Annotated in this window: 12 protein-coding genes and 9 pseudogenes; 12 read left to right on the top strand and 9 right to left on the bottom strand. The window is 58.5% G+C overall.

Annotated elements, in window-relative coordinates:
- Positions 1 to 2: 2 nt before the first annotated feature.
- A complete protein-coding gene (locus P6U30_RS10890; RefSeq protein WP_407169152.1) occupies positions 3 to 956 on the bottom strand; it encodes an IS481 family transposase in 954 nt (317 codons plus the stop codon).
- Positions 957 to 1,155: 199 nt separating this feature from the next.
- Here P6U30_RS10890 and P6U30_RS10885 point away from each other — a divergent pair.
- Positions 1,156 to 1,606, top strand: a pseudogene (locus tag P6U30_RS10885) (transposase); the annotation flags it as partial.
- Between the two features lie 629 nt (positions 1,607 to 2,235).
- Here P6U30_RS10885 and tnpC (P6U30_RS10880) read toward each other — a convergent pair.
- From tnpC (P6U30_RS10880) to ectB, 3 genes and pseudogenes are all read right to left on the bottom strand, one after another.
- Positions 2,236 to 2,958: pseudogene (gene tnpC, locus P6U30_RS10880) on the bottom strand (IS66 family transposase); the annotation flags it as partial.
- Positions 2,959 to 3,212: 254 nt separating this feature from the next.
- Complete coding sequence (locus tag P6U30_RS10875; RefSeq protein ID WP_407169151.1) at positions 3,213 to 4,055, bottom strand: hypothetical protein; 843 nt, start codon at positions 4,053 to 4,055, stop codon at positions 3,213 to 3,215.
- Positions 3,949 to 5,304, bottom strand: a complete 1,356-nt coding sequence (gene ectB / locus P6U30_RS10870) for a diaminobutyrate--2-oxoglutarate transaminase (RefSeq protein WP_407169150.1) — start codon at positions 5,302 to 5,304, stop codon at positions 3,949 to 3,951. Before ectB ends, P6U30_RS10875 begins: the two co-directional genes overlap by 107 nt.
- Positions 5,305 to 5,778: 474 nt before the next feature.
- On the opposite strand from ectB, the pseudogene P6U30_RS10865 reads away from it, so the two are divergent.
- Positions 5,779 to 5,901 (top strand): annotated as a pseudogene (locus tag P6U30_RS10865) (transposase); the annotation flags it as partial.
- A 38-nt stretch (positions 5,902 to 5,939) separates the two neighbouring features.
- Here P6U30_RS10865 and ltrA (P6U30_RS10860) read toward each other — a convergent pair.
- The gene (ltrA, locus tag P6U30_RS10860) at positions 5,940 to 7,421 is read right to left on the bottom strand and encodes a group II intron reverse transcriptase/maturase (RefSeq protein ID WP_407170421.1); all 1,482 of its coding nucleotides are present in this window, start codon (positions 7,419 to 7,421) and stop codon (positions 5,940 to 5,942) included.
- A gap of 331 nt (positions 7,422 to 7,752) precedes the next feature.
- Positions 7,753 to 9,013, bottom strand: a pseudogene (gene ltrA, locus P6U30_RS10855) (group II intron reverse transcriptase/maturase).
- Positions 9,014 to 9,789: 776 nt separating this feature from the next.
- Here ltrA (P6U30_RS10855) and tnpA point away from each other — a divergent pair.
- The 4 genes and pseudogenes from tnpA to P6U30_RS10835 form a co-directional block, all read left to right on the top strand.
- Positions 9,790 to 10,176, top strand: coding sequence for an IS66-like element accessory protein TnpA (gene tnpA / locus P6U30_RS10850; protein WP_407169149.1), 387 nt, complete (start codon positions 9,790 to 9,792; stop codon positions 10,174 to 10,176).
- Positions 10,173 to 10,520, top strand: a complete 348-nt coding sequence (gene tnpB / locus P6U30_RS10845; protein ID WP_407169148.1) for an IS66 family insertion sequence element accessory protein TnpB — start codon at positions 10,173 to 10,175, stop codon at positions 10,518 to 10,520. The genes tnpA and tnpB overlap by 4 nt, the downstream gene beginning before the upstream one ends.
- Positions 10,521 to 10,566: 46 nt before the next feature.
- A pseudogene (gene tnpC / locus P6U30_RS10840) lies at positions 10,567 to 12,220 on the top strand (IS66 family transposase).
- 79 nt (positions 12,221 to 12,299) lie between these two features.
- Positions 12,300 to 12,436: pseudogene (locus P6U30_RS10835) on the top strand (transposase); the annotation flags it as partial.
- A gap of 361 nt (positions 12,437 to 12,797) precedes the next feature.
- On the opposite strand, the pseudogene P6U30_RS10830 reads toward P6U30_RS10835, so the two are convergent.
- A pseudogene (locus P6U30_RS10830) lies at positions 12,798 to 13,824 on the bottom strand (IS110 family transposase).
- Between the two features lie 149 nt (positions 13,825 to 13,973).
- Between P6U30_RS10830 and P6U30_RS10825 the strand changes: the two are divergent.
- The 3 genes and pseudogenes from P6U30_RS10825 to P6U30_RS10815 all read left to right on the top strand — a co-directional run.
- Positions 13,974 to 14,288 (top strand): annotated as a pseudogene (locus P6U30_RS10825) (IS3 family transposase); the annotation flags it as partial.
- A 964-nt stretch (positions 14,289 to 15,252) separates the two neighbouring features.
- Positions 15,253 to 16,914: a class I adenylate-forming enzyme family protein gene (locus P6U30_RS10820; protein ID WP_407169147.1), complete on the top strand. Its 1,662-nt coding sequence runs from the start codon at positions 15,253 to 15,255 to the stop codon at positions 16,912 to 16,914.
- 348 nt (positions 16,915 to 17,262) lie between these two features.
- The gene (locus P6U30_RS10815) at positions 17,263 to 18,210 is read left to right on the top strand and encodes a LysR family transcriptional regulator (RefSeq protein ID WP_407169146.1); all 948 of its coding nucleotides are present in this window, start codon (positions 17,263 to 17,265) and stop codon (positions 18,208 to 18,210) included.
- Positions 18,211 to 18,603: 393 nt separating this feature from the next.
- On the opposite strand, the gene P6U30_RS10810 is transcribed toward P6U30_RS10815, so the two are convergent.
- Positions 18,604 to 18,735, bottom strand: a complete 132-nt coding sequence (locus tag P6U30_RS10810; RefSeq protein ID WP_407169145.1) for a hypothetical protein — start codon at positions 18,733 to 18,735, stop codon at positions 18,604 to 18,606.
- Positions 18,736 to 18,833: 98 nt separating this feature from the next.
- Here P6U30_RS10810 and P6U30_RS10805 point away from each other — a divergent pair.
- Positions 18,834 to 19,778, top strand: a pseudogene (locus P6U30_RS10805) (ISNCY family transposase); the annotation flags it as partial.
- 382 nt (positions 19,779 to 20,160) lie between these two features.
- Here the strand turns inward: P6U30_RS10805 and P6U30_RS10800 are convergent.
- Entirely contained in the window at positions 20,161 to 21,339 is a 1,179-nt protein-coding gene (locus P6U30_RS10800; protein WP_407169144.1) for a M24 family metallopeptidase, read from the bottom strand.
- A 1,384-nt stretch (positions 21,340 to 22,723) separates the two neighbouring features.
- Between P6U30_RS10800 and P6U30_RS10795 the strand changes: the two genes are divergently transcribed.
- Positions 22,724 to 23,485 (top strand): CmcI family methyltransferase, encoded by a 762-nt coding sequence (locus P6U30_RS10795; protein WP_407169143.1) that lies wholly within the window; start codon positions 22,724 to 22,726, stop codon positions 23,483 to 23,485.
- Between the two features lie 766 nt (positions 23,486 to 24,251).
- On the top strand, positions 24,252 to 26,201 hold the full coding sequence (locus P6U30_RS10790; RefSeq protein WP_407169142.1) for an aconitase family protein: 1,950 nt from the start codon (positions 24,252 to 24,254) through the stop codon (positions 26,199 to 26,201).
- Positions 26,202 to 26,286 lie beyond the last annotated feature (85 nt).

Below are 26,286 nucleotides of genomic sequence, written 5' to 3'. Positions count from 1 at the left end.
GACTAGCTGTGGAGCCTCAAGAGGTTGTTCCCGGCTAAGCCAAGTCGGCTGATAGGTGTGTTGGCCTTCAGGCTACCATGCGGCCGATGCCAATTGTAGCGATGGAGCCAGTTGGGCAGTTCGGCGGTTCGCTGATATGAGCTTTGATAGGCTTGCGCATAAGCCCGAAGCGCGGTTTGGATGAAGCGCTCGGCTTTGCCGTTGGTCTTAGGAGTATATGGCCTGGTGAAGATTTGGCGAAGGCCGAGGCGTTTGCAAGCGGCTCGGAACATCTTTGAGCGGTAGCACGAACCATTATCTGTCATCACGCGCTCGACGCGGACTCCGAGTTTGGCAAAGTAAGCGACAGCGGCCTCAAGAAAAGCCACAGCACTTTCCTTGCGCTGATCGGCCATGACCTGGACGAAGGCGATGCGCGAAGCATCGTCGATGCAGACGTGGACGAACTCCCAGCCGATGCCGTGGTGGCGATTGACCGCGCCGGGATAGCGCCCGGTGATGCGATGTCCCACCGAGCCGATGCGGCCGAGCTTCTTGATATCGAGATGGATAAGCTCGCCCGGGTGCTCGCGCTCGTAGCGGCGGATCGGCTCGGCCGGCTCCAGCGCGGCGAGCCTGTTCAGGCCGAGCCGGCGCAGGATGCGGCTGACGGTCGCTGCCGATACTCCGACCTCAGTGGCGATCTGCTTGCCCGTGTAGCGCCGCCGGCGCAACGCCTCGACGACGGCGCATGTGGCCGCCGGGGTTTGGCCTGGCAATGAATGAGGCCGTGAGGAACGATCCCGCAAACCATCTACACCTTCGGCGCGGAAACGGTTGACCCACTTGGCCACAGTCTTCGGCGTAACGTTGAATTGGCGTGCAGCTGCGACCTTGCTGAGCCCGCCTTCAACAACACTGCGCACCATGGCCTCTCGACCTTTGGGCGTCAGAGGCGCATTCTTGTGAGTGTCCATTCGGTTCCCCCGCGAATCACTGTGTGTTTGGCGACATCAGCGTTCACGGTCGGGGCCGAATGGACAACCTCCTGAAAGTTCACAGCTAGACCCTATGTTCGCTCCCTGAGGTGACGGGCGGCCCGCCGGCGGCAAGCTCCTATCGGAGGTTGCGCCGGATGGTCCGGCGCCGAGCCTCAAGCATGGGGGAGCGGGCCTGATGAACGATAGCATTTTCGTGGGGCTGGATGTGCACAAGGCGACGATTTCGGTTGCGGTGGCCGAAGGGATGCGCGGCGGGGAAGTTCGGAACTTGGGGATCATCCCCAATCGCGCCGATCAGGTCGCCAAGCTGGCGAAGAAGCTTGGCAGGGGTGACCGGCAGATAAGCTTTTGCTACGAAGCCGGTCCGTGCGGATATGGCCTGCATCGACAACTGATGGGACTGGGGGCACAACTGCATCGTGGTGGCACCCTCGCTGATTCCGATGAAGGCCGGCGATCGAGTTAAAACCGACCGGCACGACGCGGCGATGCTGGCCAACCTGCACCGGAGCGGCGAGCTAACAGCGGTGTGGGTTCCGGATGCGGCGCATGAGGCCATGCGCGACTTAGTGAGAGCCCGCGCCACGGCGATGCGTGAGCTCGGCAAGGCGAGGAGCCTAGTCGCCGATGAACGATCTAGAGAAGTCTGACTCCGCTACAGCAGCTATGAAGTCGCCGAGTAAAGCCGGAACTCCGGTGGCAGAGGCGATGGAGAGGAGGGCTGGGACCAAGGGGAACGCGGGACAGCAAAGCACGTACCGGACGCAGACCCGGGCTCGCGTGACCCAGGCGCTGGACCGCGAGTTCGGTCCCCGTCCGGCGGCCAATCGCAAGGGACGCAGGCTTGGCGAACCGGAGACCTTCATGTTTTTGGGCTTCATCCACATCTGCGGTAAGTCACGCCGGAGGAACTTCCTGCTCGAAAGGAAGACCCGTCGCGCCCGTCTGCGGACGAAGCTTCAGGGCATCAAGGAAGAGTTGCGATGTCGAATGCACCAACCGATCCCCGTCCAGGGGGGCATGGTTGAGGCAGGTCGTCACCGGCCACTTCGCATACTACGCTGTTCCTACAAATGGGTGAGCGCCCTCAGCGTTCCGAACGCTTCGGCGCCGAAGTCAACGAGGCCGCTTCATCTGGGACCGCATGACGAAGCTGGCGGGCGAATGGCGCCCTCAACGTACGCATACGACGAAGACCGCCTGATTGACGCATGCGCGCGGGCACGGCGAGCTCTATGATGGCGTTGCGTGAAGATCAGGCGGCCTGCTGATCGGCGAGCTTGTCGCCTTGGCGCAGGAGCTTCCATTCCCAGGGCAGCAGTTCGTGCAGATGCGACGCGGGAAGATCGGCGATACGGGCGAGGATGTCGGCGAGCCAGGCCTTGGGATCGACGTCGTTGAGGCGACAGGTCGTGATCATCGTCAGCATGATGGCGGCACGGTCAGCGCCACGCTGGCTGCCGGCGAAGGTCCAGTTGCGCCTTCCCAAGGCGATGCCTCTCAATGCGCGCTCAGCGCAATTGTTGGTCAAGCAGATCCTGCCATCGTCGAGGAAGCGGGGCGAAGTCGTCCCAGCGCCTGAGCATGTAATTCATAGGCTTCAGGACCTCGGAGGAGCGCGAGAGGGTTTCGCGCTCACGCAGCAACCAGGCGTGCATGTCCTCGAGAAGCGGCTTGCTCTTTTCCTGGCGCACGGCGCGTCGCTCGTCGGCGCCGCGGCCGTTGATGGCGCGCTCGATCTTGAACAACGCATCGAGGCGTCTGACCGCCTCCAGCGTGATCGGCGAGACCGGTTTGCCCTTGTTACCTTCCCGGGCATTTTTCTCGATGTCAGCCAGCTCGAAGAAGCCCCGCCGCGCATGGGCAAGCAAAACGCCGGCGTAATCGGCAGCATCTTCTTCTGCGGGTCGAACAGCGGCTCGAAGCCGTTGTAGCAATCGGCTTGCAGGATACCCGGCTCGACCAAATGAACATGTGGCGCTAAGGCCGCCTTTAGGCGGCCAAAGAAATCGGGGATGCGTTAACGTCCCCACGGCCGCTTTGAGCGGCCCAATTCCTAAAGCCCCTGGCTTTGCCGGGGATACTTTACCTCCTCCAGCTAACGCCGGTGTCCGGTTAAAAATGGAGGTAGTTCAATCAGCCCGATGGTCCGTCACGCAACGGCGGCGCCGTTACGAGGCATGTGGGCCCCTTAGCTGCCGGCGGACCGGTCACTCGCTGTGACGTCGAACTTCAGGTCCACCAGAGAACAAGATCCGGTTGCGCAAACCCGAAGAAGCAGTTCAGCAGAAGACGGTGCTTTCCATAGCCTGATTGTCGGGTAACCCCGTGAATGAAACCGCCGTCGATCAGAGCGATATCCCCGGCCTGAAGCTGGAAGTCGTGAGAAGGGATGGCGTCGAGATAAGCTGTCGAATAGGGATAGCCTGTGGTCTCGACACCCTGTGACTTTCGGTCCGTGGCTGTCGGCTTATGGCTCCAGATCCTCAGATTGCCACCTTCCTCGGGCATACTAGGATAGAAGTTAAGCGCTACGACGGTGTTATTTGCCACAGCAGCAAGATCGTATTCCTTCCCGGCACATAGGACTTGAGCGACGTCGTCGTGAGGCTCCAAGGCATACGTGCCGGTACCAGACCAACAGATAGCGCGACAAATGTTAGCTTGGCCATGCTTTGAACTGGCAAGCCGCAATTCAACGCCCTGATTGTGAAGCTCGCGCCGCAACGCGTCGAATAATCCGCGGACTGGATCAACCAAATTGCCAAAAAGGGCGTCGACGAACGGTCGCGCATTTTGCGCCTCTGCGAAATAAGTGGCTGCATGCTTCCTGTAGTGAGATGCGCCTATATATTGTCCAGGAACGCCATCTTCCCGCTCCTTGAGGCCGGGATTGCGGGTAAAGTTCGCGGCGATCTCGTCGGCTACTTCGACACTAAAGCCGTGTTTAATGTGCAGGCCAGTGATCTCACCTTTCATAATTGCGATGATCTCCGCGATGCTGATTGAGCCGGTTCGTTCCTTGATCGCCAAAGGCGAGATCGCTGGCGCTTGAGATACTTGGGCAGTCACCATTGGCTTGCTCCTGTAGTGCGTTATCGAGGATCGCGATGGCATGTTCGAGTTCGTCATCGGTGATGGTTATCGGTGGGAGAACTTTGATGACGTCGCGGTTTGGCCCTGAGGATTCTATTAGCAGGCCGTTTTCGAACGCAACGTCGTGCACACGGCCGACATCAGCCTGCGAACGACACTTGAGGCCGGCCATAAGACCGCGGCCGCGCTTTTGTTCGATGACTTTAGGGAATTTCTCAACAAGGCGATCCAGGTATCCTTGCAGTTTGATGGCTGTCCGCTCGACGCCTGCAGTGAACTGCCGGTCGGACCACATTTTGCACATGGCTCCCGCGGTGACGAAGGCGAGATTATTGCCTCTGAAGGTCCCGCTATGTTCGCCGGGATTCCATATGTCTATGTCGGGGCGAATCAGAACAATGGATAGAGGATTACCTAAACCGCTTAGGGATTTCGAAAGGCACACGATATCTGGTTCGATTTTAGCGAACTCGAACGAGAAGAAATCGCCCGTTCGTCCGGCGCCTGCCTGAATGTCGTCGACAATTAAAACAACACCGTGTTTACGGCAAATGCGCTGAATTTCCGTGAGCCAGGCGGCGGATGCGGTGTTCATTCCGCCTTCTGCCTGGATGGTCTCTAGAATGATTGCGGCGGGTTTTTCTATGCCGCTCCCCGGGTCGCCCAGTACGTAGTTGATGTAACTCGCGGAATCGAACGCTCGGTTAGGATAGCCGTCGTAGGGGACACGGATCACATCGTGGCGTGCGACGCCGCCTAGCTCCCTAGTCGACGCTGAACCTGAAACCGCCAGAGAGCCGAGCGACATGCCGTGGAACGCATTTGTGAAAGCCATGACGCTAGAACGACCCGTATATTTTCGCGCCAACGCTAGCGCCGCTTCGTTAGCGCTTGTGCCGGTCGGCCCAGGAAACTGAATTTTGTAAGAAAGGCCCCGACGTTTCAGGATTGAATCGACAAACACCTCAATGAAGTCACGCTTTGCGGCTGTGTACATATCAAGCGACAAAAGAATGTTTCCGCCGGCGAGATATTCAATTGCCGGTGCGAGAATATTCGGGTTGTTGTGTCCGTAATTGAGTGCGCCGGATCCCACAAGGAAGTCGAGATACGTATTACCGGCCTCGTCCCAGATTGTCGCTCCAAGGGCTTTCGTAAAGACTGTGGGAAACGACCGCCCATAGCGACGAACGCTAGACTCATGAGCCGCGAACACATCGGTATTCATTTTTCGAGTCCATCTGCGTGTAGGCATCGCGTTCAACGAGATTTGCAATGGAGTGCGTTTGGTTGTGATAGATGTTCTTACCCGCTACATATGCGAGTATGAGCCGGCGTTCGTTTCTAGGGTTTCGAAACGCTGTCAATTGCGTAGCTCGCCAATCACTCCACACGTATCTTGGGTCCCTTCAAGGTAAGTGGTTCAATGACAGATTGCGCGAGCTGCGGACGATGCCGACGGCCGAACGGGCGCGCGGCGGAGCTTATGTTGCGTGGCGTTGGCTCCTAGAAGGGCCACTCACTTACTTGAGAAATGCGAACAACGAACCTACTAGGGCTGATAGTCTTCTGGTCCAACGATGCGTCTGCACTCCGCCCATGTGAGTGCGCCCGCTGAGCGGGTGGTGGTCATACAGATCGCGGGGCTCCACGGATTTAATCCAGGTTCAAGTTCTCTCTGGCCCAAGGCAAGGACCAGAGCATGAAGCGCAGCCGCTTTTCGGAAGAGCGGGAAGAGCAGATTATCGGGATTTTGAAGGAGCACGGGGCTGGCGTCTCGGTCGCCGATCTGTGCCGGAAGTACGGCGTCAGCGACGCCAGCATCGGTCGCGGTAGGGACGCTGGTTTCCCAGCGCCCCCCGCTCAGATCCGTACGTGCGGAGCTACCGCATACGGCTCCTGCCTTGGGTCATGCGTGTACCGCGGATTGGGATGCGGATGACAGGCGCGGACTTTCGGGATGTATCGCCTAACGTGACGCTGGAATCGATCCCAGGTCATGCGGGAGCGCTGGCTGCGTCGGCGAAGCGAGCGCAGCCCTGCCCGGCAGACCTCGGCGCGGAACATGCCGAGCCGTTTCAGATTCCCTGGAATCGCGTGGTAGTTCAGGTACCCCTGCACCACGCGACGGAGCCAGGCGCCGATCTCAGCGATGGGCGCATGGCGGCGTTTCATCAGGTCGTGTCGTATCGCCCTCAGCGTCGCCCGCATGCGGGAGGCGATTGTCACGCGCCGGATTGTGAAGTGCGGATTCATTCGGGTCACAGCGCAGATGTGCGTGAACCCGAGGAAGTCGAACGTTTCCGGGCGGCGTTGCCCCCGGCGTGCGCGGCGCTCGGCCGCGTACCGTCCAAATTCCAGAATCCGTGTCTTCTCCTCATTCAGCGAGAGACCGAACTTCGCCATCCGCTCACGCAGTGCGTCGAGAAAGCGTAGGGCCTCGGACTTTGTTTCGAAGCCCACGACCCTGTCGTCCGCATAGCGGACGACGATGACATCCCCTTTCGCCGTTTTGCTTCGCCATTGGTGGGTCCAGAGGTCGAAGACGTAGTGCAGATAAATATTGGCGAGGAGCGGCGAGATCACCGCGCCTTGCGGCGTACCTATCCGTGCTACGGACTTCGATCCACTTTCGACAACGCCAGCGGTCAGCCACTTGCGTATCAATCGCAAGAGCCGGCGGTCTGCAATCCTGTGCTCGAGGAACCGCATCATCCATTCGTGATCGATCGTGTCGAAGAACGAGCGGATGTCGGCGTCGAGCACCCAGTTCACTCTTTTCTGATGGATGCCGATCCAGAGTGCGTCCAGCGCTTTATGCTGACTTCGCCCCTCCCGGAATCCGTAGGAAAAGCCGAGGAAGTCCGCTTCGTAGATTGCATTCAGGACCGTCGTCACCGCGTGCTGGACGATCTTATCCTCCAGCGCAGCGATTCCGAGCGGTCTCAGTTTGCCATTCAACTTGGGGATATACACTCGGCGAGACGGGAGTGCCTGGTAGCGGCCTGATTGGACCGCGTCCCAAAGCGCTGCTATTCGCTCGTCGAGCCCTTCCTCATAGTCGCGCCATGTCATCCCGTCGACGCCGGGCGCCGCGGAGCGCTTCAGTTGCCTGAAGCTTTCCGTCAGCAATTCGCGCGTCACGTGATGCATCAACGCCGTAAACCGTGTCTTCCTATTCCGTCTTGCCAGTTCACGTATAGCCTCCAGCCTCGTCGACGCGCTGGTCCGGCTCAGGGTCCGGGGCGCGGGAGGATGTTTGCTATTGCCCTTGGCTGTCCGCCTTCCCTCCGGACCTTCCGCCAGCAACGGTGTGGACCCGTCGCTTTTGTTCAGGTCGTTCATTGGTACTATGCGGACATCCGACTTCTCGTCGACGATGACGCTGGGCTTATGGCATTCGCCTTTCCCCAGCCTGCCCGAAGGCTGTTCGTCCTCCGGCGACGACGAGATCTCCCAGTTCCTGTGCGAAGGATTTCCCCGCATGCTCAGGGTCTCCGACCGCGTGGAGCCGTTGAGCGGCTAGCGATGTGCGCCGCCCAAAGTGTTGCCTTCCGCTTAGGATAACAGCGTCGGCGCTCCAGACTTCCGATTTCGCGGGCGAGTAGGCCGGCGGAATCTCACCGCCGGCCTCTCTCAGATCCCAGCGTGAGGGTCTCCCCTCACTGGGCTCCCATCAGGCCAACGAGCCGCGTAGTCCGAGTTTCCAGCGTGCGAAAAGGTCACTCCATTCTCGAGATAATCGAGCGATGATCTTTCCTGCTCGGGTCTTCTGTCCCTTAAAGCGCTTGAACTTCCGCATCAGCCACGCCCGGAGCGTCTGATCGACGAATGCCAGAAATGGGCCCAGAGCCGAGCGCGTGTATCGTCCGTAATAGGCAATCCACCCTCGAAGGAGCGGATTGATCTCACGGGCGATGTCTGCCAGCGACACCTGGGTTCTTTGGCGGATGTCCAAGTCCCGATCGCCGAACGCATAGACTTCAACGCTGACGGGCTGACCGCTGGGAGAAAATTACAGAACACTTGCTTGCTCCGTGTATTTTCTGCCCGGCGGGGCTGAAAGCGATACCCGAGAAAGTCGAAGCTGACGTTCGGATATTCGCTTCGTCGGTTGCTGTCTTTGCAGTAGACGATCTTGCTCTTGGTGGGATGCATCTCCAGCCCGCACTCCATGAGCCGAGCCTGAAGATCGGCCCTTAGGGCCATCGCTTCCTGCTCAGTCCGGCAGTGGACTAGGCCGTCATCTGCATAGCGGCACCATGGGAGGTCAGGGTGTTTCCGTGTCATCCAGAGGTCGAAACAATAGTGCAGGAAAAGATTGGAAGAATCGGACTAACAACGCCCCCTTGAGGGGTACCGCGAGTTCGCTCGATCAACACTCCGTCCTTTTCCATGGGTACCTTGAGCCATCTTTCGATGTAGAGCAGAACCCATTTGCACGTTACATGCGTTCGAACCGCTTTGAGCAAAAGATCGTGCGGGATGTTGTCGAATAGTCCTTTGATATCGAATTCAAGAACCCAGTCATATTTCCAGCACCGCTCGCGCGTAACGCCCACGGCTTCCAGGGCCGATTTCTTCGGTCTGTAACCATAGGAGTCTGGAAGAAAAATTGGATCAAGAATCGGTTCAAGGTACTGCGCAACAACCATCTGCGCGATGCGATCGCTGACGGTCGGAATACCCAGAATCCTTTCGCCATCTCCCCCCTTTTTCGGAATAGAGACTGCACGCACTGACGGAGGAAAGTAGCTGCCCGAGCTCATCCGATTCCAGATCTTATAAAGGTTGCCCTTCAGATCTTTATCAAACTCCCCGAGCGTCTGCCCGTCCACGCCAGCCGCACCACGTTTGGATTTAACCGCTTTATAAGCCCGAACCACACATCTCTTATCGATGCTAAACGGCTTGTCTGTCGTGATCGTCGTATTCATCCTGTCTCCAGTTGGTCCATGATCACAACCGTCCTGATCCGACCCCTTTGCTCCGGCCCCATTACAGAGCCTTCGAAGCTCTTACGAGTCGGTCCGCCCCAGACCTTGGCATCGGTACTCTCGCCTCGCGATTTTGGTCGCTTCAGCTTCTCCCTTGGCATCCAAAGTCTGGTTCCTGCAGTTCCACGCGAAAGCCTGCATCCGCTTCACGCCCCCTCTACGCCGGTTGCTGCCTACCCAGTAGTCAGGTTGCCGATAGGCTTATCCCAGAAGATTGAGCCGCTTCTGGTTTTAGCAACGTCCACCAGCTTTCGACGCGTCATCGAGGGTTCATTTTCATTCGTCTCGCGAACGCTCACCTGCCCGAATTTCTCTTCGGACTTTTGATCCAACGCTCACGACCACACCTTTTGAGCGCAGCCGCTTGGACTGGTTTGGGGCCCGCGCCTGAACGCCGATCCCGGAGGGCCCACCCCCATCTTTTCGCGCAGCTTACGCACATGGCTAGGCGTTCATCTCGAACTCTCCTCTTCTATGCTGCTGCAGCACACGCTCAATGGCTGGCCTGCGGTTTTCCCTGTCAACGCTTCGAAGTCATCCTCACGAACGCCTCCGCATGACTCGGGGCCAAGGTGGGTCGCTACTCCTTTCCTGTATCGAACTTTCATCGACTATCCTTCGCCAGTTTCACTGGCGCACTATCCGTCCGGTGAAGGCCGCCTTGTTTGACGGACGCGAGCGCTGCAGGTCCTAGGGGTAATCCCAGGAGGAGCGCTATGACGATTTCGCGGGCAGAGGTGATCACATCGGTCGAGCGGCGGCGTCGGTGGTCGCAGGATGAAAAGGAACGGCTAGTTGCAGCATCGCTCGAGCCCGGAGCCACTGTTTCCGAGGTGGCTCGCAAGGCCGGCCTTCATGTGAGCCAGCTGTTCAGGTGGCGCAAAGAGCTTTGCAAGCACAGTGAGACGAGTATAGCGTTAGTGCCGGTCGAGATTGGGCCGTCTGTGCCGCCGCGGGATGTGGCCGAAGCGCCATTGACGACGGCGCCGGCGCGTCGACGAAGGAGCCAGGGCATCATCGAGATTGATCTTGGTAGCGAACACCGCATCCGGGTTGATGGAGACGCGCTGCGTCGAGTTCTCGATGCCCTGGTGCGCCGATGATCCCGGTTCCGACCGGCGTGCGAGTGTGGCTCGCGACAGGCTACACGGATATGCGCAGAGGCTTTCCGTCGTTGGCACTCCAAGTGCAGGAGGTGCTGCGCAAAGACCCGCTCAGCGGTCATCTGTTCGTCTTCCGCGGTCGCCGCAGCGATCTTGTGAAGATGATCTGGCACGATGGCCAGAGAGCATGCCTGTTTACCAAAAGACTCGAGAGAGGGAGGTTCATCTGGCCATCGGTTGCCGGTGAATCGGTAACGATCTCTCCGGCGCAGTTGTCTTACTCGCTGTCCGGCATCGACTGGAGGCATCCTCAAGAAACTCAACGTCCAACGCGGGTCGGATAGTCGTTTTACGGTTTGAATCTGCGGCTTGATCTGATTCAATGGCTTCATGATATCGAAGCCGGACGATCTTCCATCGGACCTTGCGAGTGCCCTGGCGGCGCTGCAGGCCGAGCGTGAAGCGCGGCTACACGCCGAGGCGGTGGCGGCCAGTGCGCGGGCGGAGCTGTCGGACAACGAGGCGCTGATCGCGCATCTCGAGCTGCGGATCGAGAAGCTCAAACGCGAACTGTACGGGCCGCGCTCCGAGCGAACGGCACGGCTGCTCGAGCAGCTGGAGCTGGAGCTCGAAGAACTCGTCACCACGGCGAGCGAGGACGAGCTTGCCGCGCAGGCCGCCGCGGCGAAGACGCAGAACGTCCGCCCCTTCATGCGCAAGCGGCCGGTGCGCAAACCATGGCCGGATGACATCGAACGCGAGCGCGTCGTCATTGAGGCTCCAACGACCTGCGCCTGCTGCGGTGGATCGCGGCTGGCGAAGATCGGCGAGGATGTGACCAAGACGCTGGAGGAGATCCCACGCCGCTTCAAGCTGATCGAGACGGTACGTGAGAAGTTCACCTGCCGCGATTGCGAGAAGATCAGCCAGCCGCCCGCACCGTTCCACGCCACGCCGCGCGGCTTCATCGGCCCACAATTGCTGGCAACGATCCTGTTCGACAAGTTCAGCATGCATATCCCGCTCAACCGCCAGAGTGCGCGCTTCAAGTGCGAGGGGATCGACCTGTCGTTGTCGACGCTGGCCGACCAGGTCGGCCACGGCACCTTCGCCGTCATGCCGCTCTTCCACTTGATCGAACGCCATGTGCTCGCGGCCGAGCGCCTTCATGGCGATGACACCACCATCCGTATCCTGGCGAAGGGCAAGTGCACGACCGGGCGGATCTGGACTTATGTGCGGGATGATCGGCCCCTCGCCGGGCCTGCGCCGCGGGCGGCGGTCTATTACGCCTCGCGCGACCGATGAGGCGAGCATCCCCAGAAGCATCTGGCCGCCTTCGCCGGTATCCTGCAAGCCGATTGCTACAGCGGCTTCGAGCCGCTGTTCGACCCGCAGAAGAAGGTGCGGCCGATTACGCCGGCATTTTGCTTTGCCGATGCGCGGCGGGGCTTCTTCGAGCTGGCTGACATCGAGAAAAATGCCCGGGAAGGTAACAAGGGCAAGCCGGCCTCGCCGATCACGCTGGAGGCGGTCAGACGCCTCGATGCGTTGTTCGAGATCGAGTGCGCCATCAACGGCCGCGGCGCCGACGAGCGGCGCGCCGTGCGCCAGGAAAAGAGCAAGCCGTTTCTCGAGGACATGCACGCCTGGTTGCTGCGTGAGCGCGAAACCCTCTCGCGCTCCTCCGAGGTCCTGAAGCCTATGAATTACATGCTCAGGCGCTGGGACGACTTCGCCCCGCTTCCTCGACGATGGCAGGATCTGCTTGACCAACAATTGCGCTGAGCGCGCATTGAGAGGCATCGCCTTGGGAAGGCGCAACTGGACCTTCGCCGGCAGCCAGCGTGGCGCTGACCGTGCCGCCATCATGCTGACGATGATCACGACCTGTCGCCTCAACGACGTCGATCCCAAGGCTTGGCTCGCCGACATCCTCGCCCGTATCGCCGATCTTCCCGCGTCGCATCTGCACGAACTGCTGCCCTGGGAATGGAAGCTCCTGCGCCAAGGCGACAAGCTCGCCGATCAGCAGGCCGCCTGATCTTCACGCAACGCCATCATAGAGCTCGCCGTGCCCGCGCGCATGCGTCAATCACGCGGTCTTCGTCGTATGCGTACCCAGCATCTACAAATGGAAAGCCTAGTTCGGCGGGATGGAGGTCTCGGAGCCAAGTGGCTGAAGACGCTGGAGGATGAGAACGCGCGGCTAAAGCGGCTGCTGGCCAACGCCATGCTCGACAACGCGGCGCTGAAGGACCGTTGTCAATCGGCCCTTTAATTGCGGGTTGTTGTCAAGTTACCATTCTTTCTCTCCGTTGGCGCGCCGGTAGCGATCGCTCCGTCGGAGCTGGTCGGGATCGCGAATGACGAGACGATCGCTCAGCCGGCATTAGACAACTCCGACGTCGTTGCTGGCTTCAGCGTAATTGGGTTGACGTCGCAGCTTGGGTCATAGTGGTCGCGAGCGCCTCATGATGATGTTCCGGATCGGGCGCCTCAACGTATGCAGCGACGTGCGGACGAGCCGCCACCAGCCGATTGACCGAGGTCACCACAACCACCGTCCCAGCGGGACATCGCCGGCGCGGCGGACCGGACCAGGAACGTGCAAGAGAAGTTCAGGCCGGTTTCGCCTGCCCGCATTCGAACGATGTGCTGTCGACCCAGATGCAGTGCAAAATCACGGCGATCTTCCGCGCAATGGCGACCTTTGCCTTCCTCATGCCGATCCGCTTTGCGAGCTTCATGCCCCAAGCCTTGAGGGAAGACCATTTCTTTGTTCGATAAAGCAGGACTGTCGCGGCCTCGAACAGGCAGGTTCGGAGAAGCCTGTCGCCCCATCCAGATATCTTACCATTGGCATCAGTTTCGCCGGATTGATTCCGCCGCGGTGTGAGGCCCAGATAGGCACCGACTGTCGAGGCCGATCGAAAGCGCGAAGGGTCATCGACCGTATGACGGAACGTGAGGACCGTCACGACGCCGACACCCAGAACCGTCATCAGGCGACGCGTCGTCTCGTCCAACTTTGCCAACCGGCGAACCTCGTCATCGAACTTGCTCTGTTGTTGACACACCTGCTCGTGAACCGACAGGAGCGGCGATACCACGCTGAGGAGTTGATGGTCATCGCCCAAGCGCTCACGAACCTTGTTGCGGAACTGCAGCCGATGGCGCGTGGAAACAGCAACCCATATTCCTTGATCAGACTGCGGTCTGCTTCTCGATATCCCGGCGAATGGTTACGAGGCGGGATCTCGCAACGAGGGTTGCGCGGATCTTCTAGCTTTCTGCCCTCTTGACCTTCACTTCTCGGTACCAGCCGACCCGCACCAGCTCGGCAAGACCTCGCGCATCGTTCTCATCACTCTTGTTCATGCGAACCGACAAGGCGGCGTGCGCGTGCCGAGCGTCGACGCAGATCACGGGCGGATCAAGCCGACGGAGCTCATGCCACAGCCAACGCGTCATCGCCCCGGTCTCAAAGCCGATGCGCTCGGCATGAGGTGCATGCTTGCGAAGCAGGTTAGTCAAAACGCCCAGATCAGACTTCACCTTTCCCTCGAAGATGACTTGCGCGATCTCGCCGACGACGCACACCGCGGTTTCCCTTTGCGAGACGTCCAGCCCAACGTATTGCTTCATCATAGCTGCTCCGAATCGGTTGTTGCGAGAGCTCGACGATAGCGTGAGATTCTTCCCGCGAGCGCCGACCGCAATTACGTCATCGTGTCCAAAGTTTGGACGCCGATCCCCGGCTTAGGGGGCAATATTGCAGGCCGAATGGCAGATCTGTTGGGAAAGAAGTGGTGAGGCCCGCGGCCATGCGGAAAGCTGTCGCGCATCTCATGGATCCCTACGAGATGAGCGAACGACGGGCGTGTAAAGCCATCGGCTGTTGCCGCATGACCATCAGATACCAGAGGAGCCAGGCTGATGACGCCGCCCTGCGCCAACGCATGAGGGCGATCATCGAGGTGCGCCGTCGCTCGGGTTACCGGCGCCAGCATGTGCTGCTCAACCGGGAAAGCTACCTGCTCAACCACAACGGCGGGCATCGTGCGCTCGACCTCTGGTTCGAACGCATGGTGAAGGCTCGGTTGCGGGGCGAAGCCCGACTGGTGCGCTATATCGATGACTTGATGACTTTGTGATCTGTTTCCAATATCGATCGGACGCCATCCGCGTACAGGAGGCCTTGCGGCTACGGTTGAGGAAGTTCGGCCTGACTCTGGAGCCGACCAAGACCAAGTTGGTCGAGTTTGTTCGGTTCGCGCAAAGACACACTGGTAAACGCGGCAGGAACCGCCCGGAAAAGATCTACTTCCTAGGTCTGACGCTGTAATGCACGCGAAACCTGAAAGGAAACTTCAAGGTTGGGATGCGCGCCGAGAAGTCTCGCTTGCGGCGCAGACTTACGTCTCTGCAAGAGCTCATGCGGCGAATACGACATCAAACGATTGGTGAACAGGTCAGCGAAATCAACGCCGTCCTTCGCGGCCACTATGCTTACTACGGTGTTGCCGGAAATCTCCGGAGCCTCGTAAAAATCTATCGGACCGTCGAGCGTTACTGGCGCAAGATGTTGTGCAGCCGCAGCTGGGCGGCGCGTCGCCTCACTTGGGGCGCCTTCCACCAAATCAAAGAGCGGACACCGTTACTGAACCCAAAACTGCGCCTCACATAACGTTGAATGCTGATACGTGGCAGCCACGCTTCTTCAAATAGCTAATACAATATTGCTCACCAGAGTAGGTAGTGTCTCGATCCTTATTAATAATGTACCATCAATCGCGAATACGCCGTATAGGCTGTGATGCAGCTCATCACGAGAGGACAAGGTGCAGCGATGGCAAGAGTAGCTAATCCGTTCCAAGTCTCACGCTTCCTTTGACCAAAAAGGCATCAGTGTTCTCTACAGGAGGTCTCGATTACACGGTCCACTCTGATAGCAAGGTGTCCACCGCATCCTCTTGTACACTGCCATTCGACATCAATGCGAGCGAGTAGTGTGCGCATTGCCACATTTGAGTGCTCCGCGATCCGTCCTCCTGAGCTCCAAGGTATCTTACGATGACCCTTGCATACCCTACACGCTGCCAACTGCTGCACGATCGCGTAGCAAGTGCCTTCCGTAGGATCGAGGCGCGGGAATCCGCATACGAAACCATCACAGTCGGACAGCTGGTCTCAATGCGGGCGCGAACGGACGGTTCAACGAAGGCTATCGACGTCTTCGAGCGCGGCGAGCGCGCGACCTACTCCGAGATCGATCGCTGGTCCAACAAATATGCACATGCGCTGCGAGCATTCGGAGTGCGCAAGGGCGATCGTATCGGTGTGATGTTGCCCAACCGCATCGAATTCCCAATCCTGTGGTTTGCGTTTGCAAAGTGCGGTGCGGTGATGGTCCCACTCAGCATGGCCTACACGTCCAGGGAGATCGAATACGTTCTGAGCGACACGCAGGCGAAAGTCGCGATTGTCGATGAATCGGCATGGCCAATGTTCACCGCGATGAAGCCGTGGCCGCAAGACCTCGCCAAGGAGCAAGTGGTTCTTGTCGGACAGCCTTCCGCTGGGGCCGCTACGACTCTCGATGAATTGTGCAAGGGCGTCGACGAGACACCGGTGGACGAGGATGTTCGCCCCGACGATCTGCTCAACATCCAGTACACCTCAGGCACGACGGGATTTCCGAAGGGTTGCATGTTGACGCACGACTATTGGGGCGTGGTCTCGTACGCGTCAGTCTACCATGACTATCAGCCGCACAGGCGACAGCTCTCTACGACGCCCTTCTTCTATGTCAGTACTCAAATGTATCTTCTGAAGTCATATCGACAGGGCGGCACGCTGTACCTGGCCACGCAGCTGCGCTCGACGCGGTTCATCGCTTGGATCAAGCGGTACGGCATCGAGTGGTGTCTGTTTCCCGAATCGATCACACACCAGCCCGAAGCCACCGCAGAAGCGTTGACGTGCCTGAAGGAGGTCGGGCGAACCGGCAGACACTGGAGCCCTGAGACGGTACGTCGATTCCGCGAGCGGTTTGGAGTGCGCAGCTCGTATTGGTACGGGATGACTGAAATCGGATATGGCACACAAACGATCGACATCGACGAGATGAATGACCCCTCTACGGTCGGGATTCGCTCGCCGTTTCGAGCGCTCCGGTGCGTGAACGAGGATGGCAGCCCCACGCCGGTCGGCGAGGTCGGCGAGCTGTGGGTGAAGGGGCGTGCGATCTTCCAGGGCTACTGGAACAGCCCGGAAGCAAATGCCGCCGCATTCGAGGGCGAATGGTTCAAGACGGGTGATCTATTGCGCCGCGACGAACTCGGCTTTCACTGGTTCGTAGGACGGAAAAAGGACATGATCCGGCGCTTGGACGCCGACGAGAACATCTCTGCGTGCGAAGTCGAGGCCGTCCTTTGCGAGATCCCCGAGATCGCGGATGTGGCTGCGGTGCCTGTACCCCATGACGAGCGCGGCGAGGAGGTCAAGATCTACGTGGAGCTGAAGGAAGGCGTAACCCCGACTGATCTGCCTGTGGAGCGCATTCTCGAGCATGCTTGTTCGCGCCTTGCCGTGTTCAAAGTGCCCCGATACATCGCCTTCACTCCGGCGCTTCCCAGAACCACCTCCAGCAACAAAGTACTCAAACGTGCACTGATGAACGTCAGCGATCCGCTTGCCGGCACCTACGACAGCGAGCAGAAGCGCTGGCGTTGAAGTCGCAGTTTCTGCCCTGTTCGCGCACGGGCGCAGCAGCCAATTCCATACTTCAAGCAATGAAAAAGAGCACCGTTACCACTGTCAAGAGCCGATTTGAACGTCGGTTCCGGCCGTCGTCTGCGATGTGTTCGTTGCTGCGGTGGCTACGTTCTTCCGGGCGTGACACCAAACCCAGACCCGGATTTCGGGTATTTCGGCGGCTGCACAGCCATGTTAACCAAACGCACTTCGATCCGGAACCCGAATCGAACGAGCGTGGCTATTCATCCTGTTCTCAGCTGCTTCTTGCTCGATCGGTTTGTAGCGCCATAAACTAACAGCCCACATCAAACCTCGATTGCCCGTATGGTACGCTTGTCCGACCGATCATTCGCCCGGCGTATCGATATACTTTCGCTTCAGCTGTTCGTAGCCGTTTGCGAGTTGGGCTCCATCGGCAAGGCGGCCGAGCGAGAGTCGGTTGCGGTCTCCGCGATCAGCAAAAGGCTCACTGATCTCGAGGCGGTCGTCGGCGCACAGTTGCTCTATCGCCATACTAAGGGCGTCGACCTTACGCCTGCTGGCGAGATGCTCCTCCCTCACGCTCGATCCCTTCTTTTGGGATTGCAAAAGTTGCGGGTCGATCTCACTGAATATGGAGAAGGCGTTCGAGGACATGTCAGGATGCAGGCCAACATCTCGGCAATTGTTCAGTATCTTCCGGAAGATCTTGGCACGTTCGTCAAGTCGCGCCCGAATGTGAAAATCGATATGGAGGAACATCTCAGCCTGGACATCGTTAGAGCCGTCCAACAGGGGTCCACGGACCTCGGCATTTGTAGCGCGAGCGCAATTTCGACACGCCCGGCGTTACAAACGCTTCCCTATCGAAAGGATGAACTCGTCTTGGTAGTGCCGCGCAAACACGCGTTGGCTCGGCAAACAGCAGTGTCGTTCGATACGACGCTCGACTTCGATCACGTTGGCTTGCATAACAACAGCTCGATAGCGCTTGCTATGTGTGATGCAGCGTCCGCCGCAAACCGGCACGTCCAGCTTCGAGTTCAAGTAACGAGTCTCGATGCAATGTGTCGAATGATACAAAATGGCTTGGGCATCGGGATCATGCCTCGTCGAGCATTCAAACTAACGCGCGGTGTGGGCAACCTTGTATGCGTAAAGCTTCGAGATCTTTGGGCCATGCGCTCTTTGAATCTTGTGTCCCGAGACTTCGCTGCGCTGCCGATCATCACTCGGCAGCTCGTCGATCATCTTCGATTGGCAGAAAGTAGGTGCCGATCTGCCTCGCACTAACCGTAACCCATAGAGCTTCAATCAGACGGGCTATTTCGCTTCGGGCGCGTCCGCCAACGCGTCCAATAACTCCTTTGCGGTTGTCACCGAAACACCCATGACGCCTGACCTTGCCCCCATATGTGGAACAGTCCGCGTGGCAAGAGCTTTTTCAGTCGATTTCACAGATTGGAACGGTGAGGTCATACGTCCGCCTTTGCGCGCGGCACATGGCCGCTGGCCTCGATGAGATCCGCGGAACGAGGAGCTAAATCAAGTTTACGCGTTTGAGCGCATTGGGGGCGGTAGCTTCACTCGCTTGGGGATGTGGTCCCATGGGTTCATCGGCTGTTGTTGCACCTTACCCTCTGCCGGCCTGCGCCGGTCAGATCGCTTTGGCGGTCAGTGCGTCCATCAGGCGGCGGCCGCGGCAGTCAGTGGGTCGGGACGCCGGTACGTCCCGCCCTTGTTCAGAAGCGCCCAAATGATCCGCGCCGTCTTGTTGGCCTGCGCGTGCCGCGCGGCAATCAAGATGGGAGCGCGCATTGCCTCGCCCTAAATGTTACCGGATGCTGAGCCGTTGCCTCACGTAAATTGCTCCCTTGGACTGGGAACGAGCGGGGGCAAAGATGGGGTAGCTGAGCATGGCGACGCGGAAGGAACTGACGGCGGCGGTAGCGCGCGCTATCGGACGTCGGATCGCGCGAAGAAGGCGCGGATATTGGACGAGTTCGTCGACATCACCGGATTCCATCGCAAGCACGCGATGCGACTGCTTCGAGGTCAGGAAGACGTACGCCCAGGTCGGCGGGCGCGACGTCGAGTCTATTCCGAGGCGGAACACAACGCGCTCGCGCTTCTTTGGGAGGCGTCAGACCGGATCTGCGGGAAGCGGCTGAAGGCGTTGATGCCTGCGCTGATCGAGGCGATGGAACGGCACGGCCACCTCGACCTCGCTCCCGAGATCCGCGACAAACTTCTGGCCATGAGCGCTGCGACGATCGACCGCGCATTGGCGCGGGGTGCGATACGGGTTAGGTCGCAAGCGCCGGCGGCCCGCGACGCACGCCTTGCGTCGCAGGATTTCAATACGGACGTCGGCAGATTGGAACGATCCGGCGCCGGGTTTTGTCGAAGCGGACCTCGTAGCGCACAGCGGTCCATCGGCGCGCGGCAGCTTCATCCAGATCCTCGTGCTCACCGACGTCGCGACCGGTTGGACAGAGTGCGCTCCATTGATTGTGCGCGAACAGACGCTGCTGAGCACTGTGCTGACGGAATTGCGCAAACAATTGCCCTTCGCGCTGCTCGGCCTCGATACGGACAACGACACCGTGTTTATGAACGAGACGCTGAAGGCCTACTGCGATGCGGGCAACATCGTCCTCACGCGTTGCCGGCCCTACCGCAAGAACGACCAGGCGTTCGTCGAGCAGAAGAACGGCGCGGTCGTGCGCAGGATGGTCGGCTATCGCCGGTTCGAGGGCCTGGAGGCGGCTACACTGCTTGCTCAACTCTACCGATCGGCGCGGCTGTTCGCGAACTTCTTCCAGCCTTCGTTCAAGTTGATAGCCAAACAGCGCGACGGTCCCCATGCTTGAGGCTCGGCGCCGGACCATCCGGCGCAACCCTTGATAGGAGCTTGCCGCCGGCGGGCCGCCCGTCACCTCAGGGAGCGAACAGGAGCTAGGTCTATGCGCGTCTGCATCGCAGACCTCCGGCCAAAACCGACATGCAAGAATACTTTCGGGTCAGCCCGCCTTTGGTTCACCAGATGGTGCTTACGCGCGGGCGCGCCGGCCTCATCTGAAGGCAGCCAAGGACGCTTCGCAGCATTGAGGTCCTCGTTGATCCGAGCCACATCGTCAGGTTTGGTCTACGAAAGACCACCTCATACGCTCGCGCATGGTCAAAGATCCTGGAACCCACTCATGCGACCACCCCAAAAACCGAAGTACGATTGCTACTGCCTCATTTAATGAACAGCTTTCGAGGGGTTGAGGTTAGCGGCTCGTGGCCGTTCTCGGTCACGACGAACGGTTGGCTGATGGCAACGCTGATGTTGTCCAACCACAGGCCGGGCATCATGTGGAAGCACATTCCCGGCCGAAGTACTGTATGATCTGCTTTACGCAGGCTCGCAGTCCGCTCGGCAGAAGCGGGCGGATAGCCAATTCCTTGTGGATAACCGAGTCGTCCCTCCTTTTCATATCCATGACGGGCGAGAGTCTCCTGGAATACGGCGTGGACTTCCGAGCAAGTGTGGCCTGGTCGAACACTTTCCAAGGCCGCGTTAAGAGCCTCGATGGCGAAGTCGGCGAGCTTTTGTTGCGTGCTCGACGGCGTACCAACTGAGACAGTCCGCGCCAGATTGACTTGGTAGCGGTGCCGCACCCCGTGCACCTCCATATAGACGGTTGTCGACGTCGGCAGCGGGTTGTCTGTCCACGCCGGGTGCGGCTCAAGCGCGCGGTCGCCGACACCAAACATCAGAGCCGCGCTATCATAACTTCCGGAAAATTCGCGCGTACCCAGTATCTGCTGATGACAGATGGCGGCCGCGATCTCACACTCACGTACACCCGGCTCGATCATATCGACTGCGCACTTGATCTGGGCATCAGCGACTTGTCCCGCTTGACGCATTAGCGCCACTTCCGCCGGACTTTTCACTAACCTTATCCAGTTTACAAGCAGATCGGCATCGACAAATTCTGCGTGGGGTAGTGCCCTCGTTAAATCAGCGTGCGCACGAGCCGAATAGTAATACCCTCCCATTTCGACGCCAATTCTCGATTTGTCCCCACCAATTTCTTTCACTACATCGGCCATGTAATCGTACGCCGAAAATTCCGGGGAATTAACATACTTGTCTGGAAATCCGCGAATGTTGTCGTCAGCGAGGTAGGTAGTCCTCACAGCCGACACGCGGTCCTGAAAGCGGGTGATGAAAATCGGTTCGGGGTGACCGAGCGCCACAATCGCGATCTGCGGAGTGTAGAAGGAATAGGCGTCATATCCCGTTAGATAGTTTTGGCTAGGAGGCTCGGACACAAGCAGAACATCGATCCTCCGCCTTGTCATTTCGTTCTTTACCGCCGCCAAGCGAGTTGCATATTCCTGTCTGTCGAAGATAAGGTCTTTCCTCATGCGTCACTTTCCTTTTCCAAACCGATGCTCCCTCACTCTAGCACCCAGTCTTACTGGGTCACAAATCGCACGGTCCTCGATTTCGATTGCGCAGCACGGGTAAGCGCTTTCTCCTCCCCGAACCGTACGGGCACCTTTCAGCGCGTACGGCTCTCCGTGCAAGTCTGGCCCATGGCCATTGCGACATCCTGATATCGCGAGGTGATGGTCTTCCTGGGCTCCTCCCTGAAGGTGTAGGGATTTGCTACCGGATTTCTCGATCGGAACTGCCCCTTTGGACTGGATACCAATCGGTGCAATGCTTTCCCGACACGTTGGCCTCGTTCACTGACCCCGTGGACAAACCAGGTCTTGGCTTGCCCAGCGACTGGTGCTCGATACCAGCTCCGCATCAGTGGGTTGATGCGACTCCGATACTTTCTCGCCGCCAGTGCGCCATTTTCCAGATCACGACATGATCGATGTGCCGGAACGTGGTCGCAGTGAAGTCCGTGTACTTATAGAAGGCCGCCCCAGCCCCGCAGTTGTCAGTTCAGGCGGTCCACCATATCGACCTTGGCAAGATCATGATAACCAGAGAGAGGACCTTCGACAGTCTGTGTGCGAATGCCTTACGCTCCTCGGTGGACCCGAGCGTTCAGATCCTCAAGCCGAGGCTCAAGGTCTGTCTCGAAGTCCTGCCATGTCACACCGTCCACGCCGGGCCGGGGGCTGTTTTGCGCTTGAGCGCGTAGAACGCCAAACGGAGCGTGTCATTGTTGATATGGTGGAGAAGCGCCGTGAACCGCTCTTTCTTCCCAAGCTTTGCAGCTTGCCGTACGCGGTCCAGCGCCTGGGTCACGCGAGCCGGGTCTGCGTCCGGCGCGTGCTCTTTCGCAGCTCGATGGCTGGCCTGTGCGCTCCCCCGCCAACGCTTCGCCGACATCCTCACGGATGCCTGCGCACGGCTCGGGGCCGATGTGGGTCGGTACCCCCTTCATCGTAGTGGACTTCCACCACCTACTCCTTGCCGGTCTCCCGGCGCACCGACTGTAATGTTTAGAAGGACTGAATTGAGTATTTGGGCTATATCACTACAATGGCGTCTACCATCGATGCCTAGTTAATGACGCCGATGTCGCGAACCAGACAAGGGGCGCGGCCGTTCCAGCGGGGCTTGCTGGGACCCATGCGTATTTCACCCTCGTGAGGCAGGCGAGCACCGTATTCCCCAAGTGGCACGCCGATTGCTGGACGAACGGGGCACGAGGCCCTGTTGAGCTTTAGCGCGAGCGGGCAGTTTCGCGGCTAGATCACCCAAGCCGCGGCCATCGCGGTGAACCTGATCAAGGCTACGGTTACCCACTTTCGGGACACATGACGGGCGCAATACGGAGATAGACCTATGAAACTCGCTTCCGGATACAAAGCTTTTTGGGAGGCCGTCCATGAGAACTACCCCGATCAAATAGCTCCAATGGGACTTCTTGATATGGGACTCGGAATAAGCAACGTCGTGAATGCTGACCATTCTGACCGCTTTGCAAAGCCATCGGCACGAGGATGGATGTCATCCATGCACCCAAGGAATTTTCACAAGCGCACCACAAAGGTTGGAGCCTTGGCGCTGACCTACAAAGGCTTAATAACTATCAAAACCCCTTTTGATCTGGCTCTGTATACAAGGCTTATTTGGGAACTCCAGCCGAAAACAATTCTGGAGCTCGGTTCCTATCAGGGTGGCAGCGGATTGTGGTTTGCCGATCATATGTCGATGCTTTGTGAGAATCCTGGTGAAGTTCACTCGTTCGATTTGCACACCAAATGTATCCATGAAGACGCAAAGCATCCACTTCTTACCTTTCATCAGATTGACCTTTCGGACGTTGCCACGTTCGACGAAAAACTGTTGACGGGGCTACCTCATCCTTGGCTTGTGACCGACGACGCGCACGTGCAAGTATTTTCGATATTTTCGTACCTGAACCGCTTTCTAGCGTCAGGAGACTATTATGTAATTGAAGACGATCCTATAAGGGCAGATAAAGAGATTATCGATGGCTTGCAGTTGGTTGAGCAATTAGGATTCTTAGTCGATACTTATTACACTGATGCGTTTGGCGACAATCTTACTTGCGCTCCAAATGCATGGCTTCGAAAGTCGTAACTCAGAGTGGGCCCGACGTACGCGCCCTCCCGTTTTGCCTTCCGACAAGCAAACGGCGTCGGCGCCCGGGATCAGAACGGCTTCGCGGCTCATTGTCTGGCTATACGCTCCCCTACCGACGCTTCGCCGGCATCCTCGCGGATGTCTGCGCTGGGCTCGGGCCGATGTGGGCTGCGATTCCTTCATCGCAGTGGGCTCGCACCACCGGTCTCCCGGCGCACTTTCTTTCGCTCGTCTCCTTGGTTTTCACCTGACAGAGTCGAGTTCTGCCTTTTCCGAAACGCTCATCACCTCGGGCATTGCACCAAGCAGCTTCCGGTGGTTTGAACCCAGATCTTGCCATTCGAGTTCGAGGGATCCACTCCCATCACTTGAGCAGCATGGCTGCTCGACTTGGTATCACATGATCACCCCCTCTTCGCGTCTTCGCGGCGCACGATCACCTGCATACCGTTCAGCAGCGATCTGGAAACGCTCCCAGTATCCATGGCTCGCATCACGCATCTCGCGAACTGCATCAATTTCTTCGCGCGATGGCGGGAATCCATTTATGATCAGCACCTGCCGTAGGTGGATTACCAGAGCCCCCTGTGTCGTCCTGTTCGGTAGTCACGACGTACGATTCCCAAAGCTTGTTGTAGAGTGTCTTTGCCATGAAGAGACGGCATTAGCACTGTCTCATCAGACCTCGAAATCGCCCTTCAAGAAGGGGGTCTTCGTTATTTTCGTGAGCCCGGCTTCATAGCCTCTGGGCTAAGCTTCATTCATGAGCCACTCGCACACACCAGCGGATAACCTCATCTGCATCACCGGCCGCGTACTCTTTCTAGCGGAAGATCCCGCGCTTGTTCTGGCGCAACTGCGGGGACAATCGCTGAGCATAACAACTGCCGGCAAATTACGTGACAACGTCTCAACAGATGAGATTACGCCAGTAACGGTGATGTTTTCTTTTGACGAGAGGCTCGGACGATATCCCTATGTTGGTTTCGAAACGCGGGGCGAGTACCCGATCGGCGTTGATGACGTGCGCCGTGGGGGCTTTGCAGTCACGGTCGCGGGCAAGCGGTACGGCAAGGGTTCGTCGCGGGAATCGAGTCCCTTAGCTGAGCTTCACGCGGGCATACGTCTGATTATCGCGGAGAGCTTCGAACGGATTTACCAGCAAAACTGCGACAACGTCGGTATTCTAACGAGCACAAACTTCTCGCTCATCGACCGCATAGAGGCTGGCCAGCCGATTCCAATCCAGGAATTTCTTGAACGGCGTGACGATCTAACCTGCCGCGTAGTTCGGGCGGGTGGATTATTGCCCTACGCTCGGTCGCAGGTCTGGACAACACCAGTCGTTCAATGCGGGGACACAAGCGTAGTATTACCCAGAACACTAATTGAAAAGATTCTTGCGCGACGCTTGCACCCAGAAACACGGCATTTTGAACCCGGCACCGGCATTTTCGTGAGTGCCGACTGGCGTTTCAGCCACGATTACTTTACCGGAATGGCCGCACACTTCATGCACAAGGAGTTTGGAGAGCCAGCGGCGCTCTTTGAGCCTGATCGCGTCGTTGCCTTTCACGACCATTTGGTACTAGCGCAGCAAAGTATCCCGCACCAGCGGGATGGCCTGTTAGACGATGTGGCCGAGCTGGAGGAGGGCCACCATCGGTTTACGAGGCAATATCCTGTTCGGTCTCATGGAGCTTTGCAGGATGGCACCGGCTCAGAAGGAATCTGCCACGCCATCATGGCAGAGCGCTACGCGCTGCCGGGACAAGTCATCGTCGGGACAGATTCCCATACCCCCCATTGCGGCGCGCTGGGATGCCTAGCCTTTGGCGTGGGCGCTACCGACATGGCCAATAGCTGGGTTACCGGCTACGTGAGATGCAAAGTTCCTGAGACACTGCGCATAGAGATTAATGGCTTGCTTCCTCGTGGGGTTACAGCCAAGGATATCGTACTCCATCTGCTGCGGCGACCTGACATTCGCGCTGGAATGGGTATTGGCTGCGTCTTCGAATACTGCGGTTCCACGGTGCAATCAATGCCGGTGGACGAGCGCGCGACGCTCACGAACATGGTCGCTGAGCTTGGAGGCTTCACGGGCATAGTCGCACCGGATGAACAGACAGTCGCCTTCCTCCACGAGCGCCGCGACATCGAGTTCCGCATCGAGCCATGGATGACCAGCGACCCCAATGCACGATATCGCGCAACGATTAGGGTTGAGGCAGAGGCGCTGTCCCCAATGGTCGCCAGTCCGGGCGACCCCGGTAACGGGATCGCGATTACGCAACTGACCGCGCCAGTGAAGATCGACATTGCGTATGGGGGATCTTGCACGGCAGGAAAGCGGAGCGACTTTGACGCATATTATGAAGTTCTTCGATGGGGTATCGACCACAGCTTACGCGTCGCTGCCGAAACCAAATTGTTTCTCCAGTTTGGCACACTTGACGTCTATCAATATTGCGCGGACCGCGGTTTTCTCGATACGTTTCGGCAGGTCGGCGCTGTCTTGCTCATGCCTGGCTGCGGTGCGTGCGCCAATTGCGGGCCGGGCCAATCGGAAAACGCAGGCCAGGTGACCATTAGTGCCACTAACCGCAATTTTGCTGGTCGATCGGGCCCGGGACAAGTCTGGCTGGCGAGCCCATATACCGTTGCAGCAAGCGCCCTTCAAGGAACGATCTCAACGTTCGCTGATTTTTAATAGCGAGAACGACATAGGCGCAACCTCGATAAACGCTCGACCCGGATTCGGCGAGAGACGTTCAAGCCACAGATGAAAATCCGTT

Source organism: Bradyrhizobium sp. ORS 111, assembly GCF_045571485.1.
GTDB lineage: Bacteria > Pseudomonadota > Alphaproteobacteria > Rhizobiales > Xanthobacteraceae > Bradyrhizobium.
The sequence above is the reverse complement of the archived record's forward strand: the minus strand, read 5'-3'. Positions and strand labels throughout refer to the sequence as shown.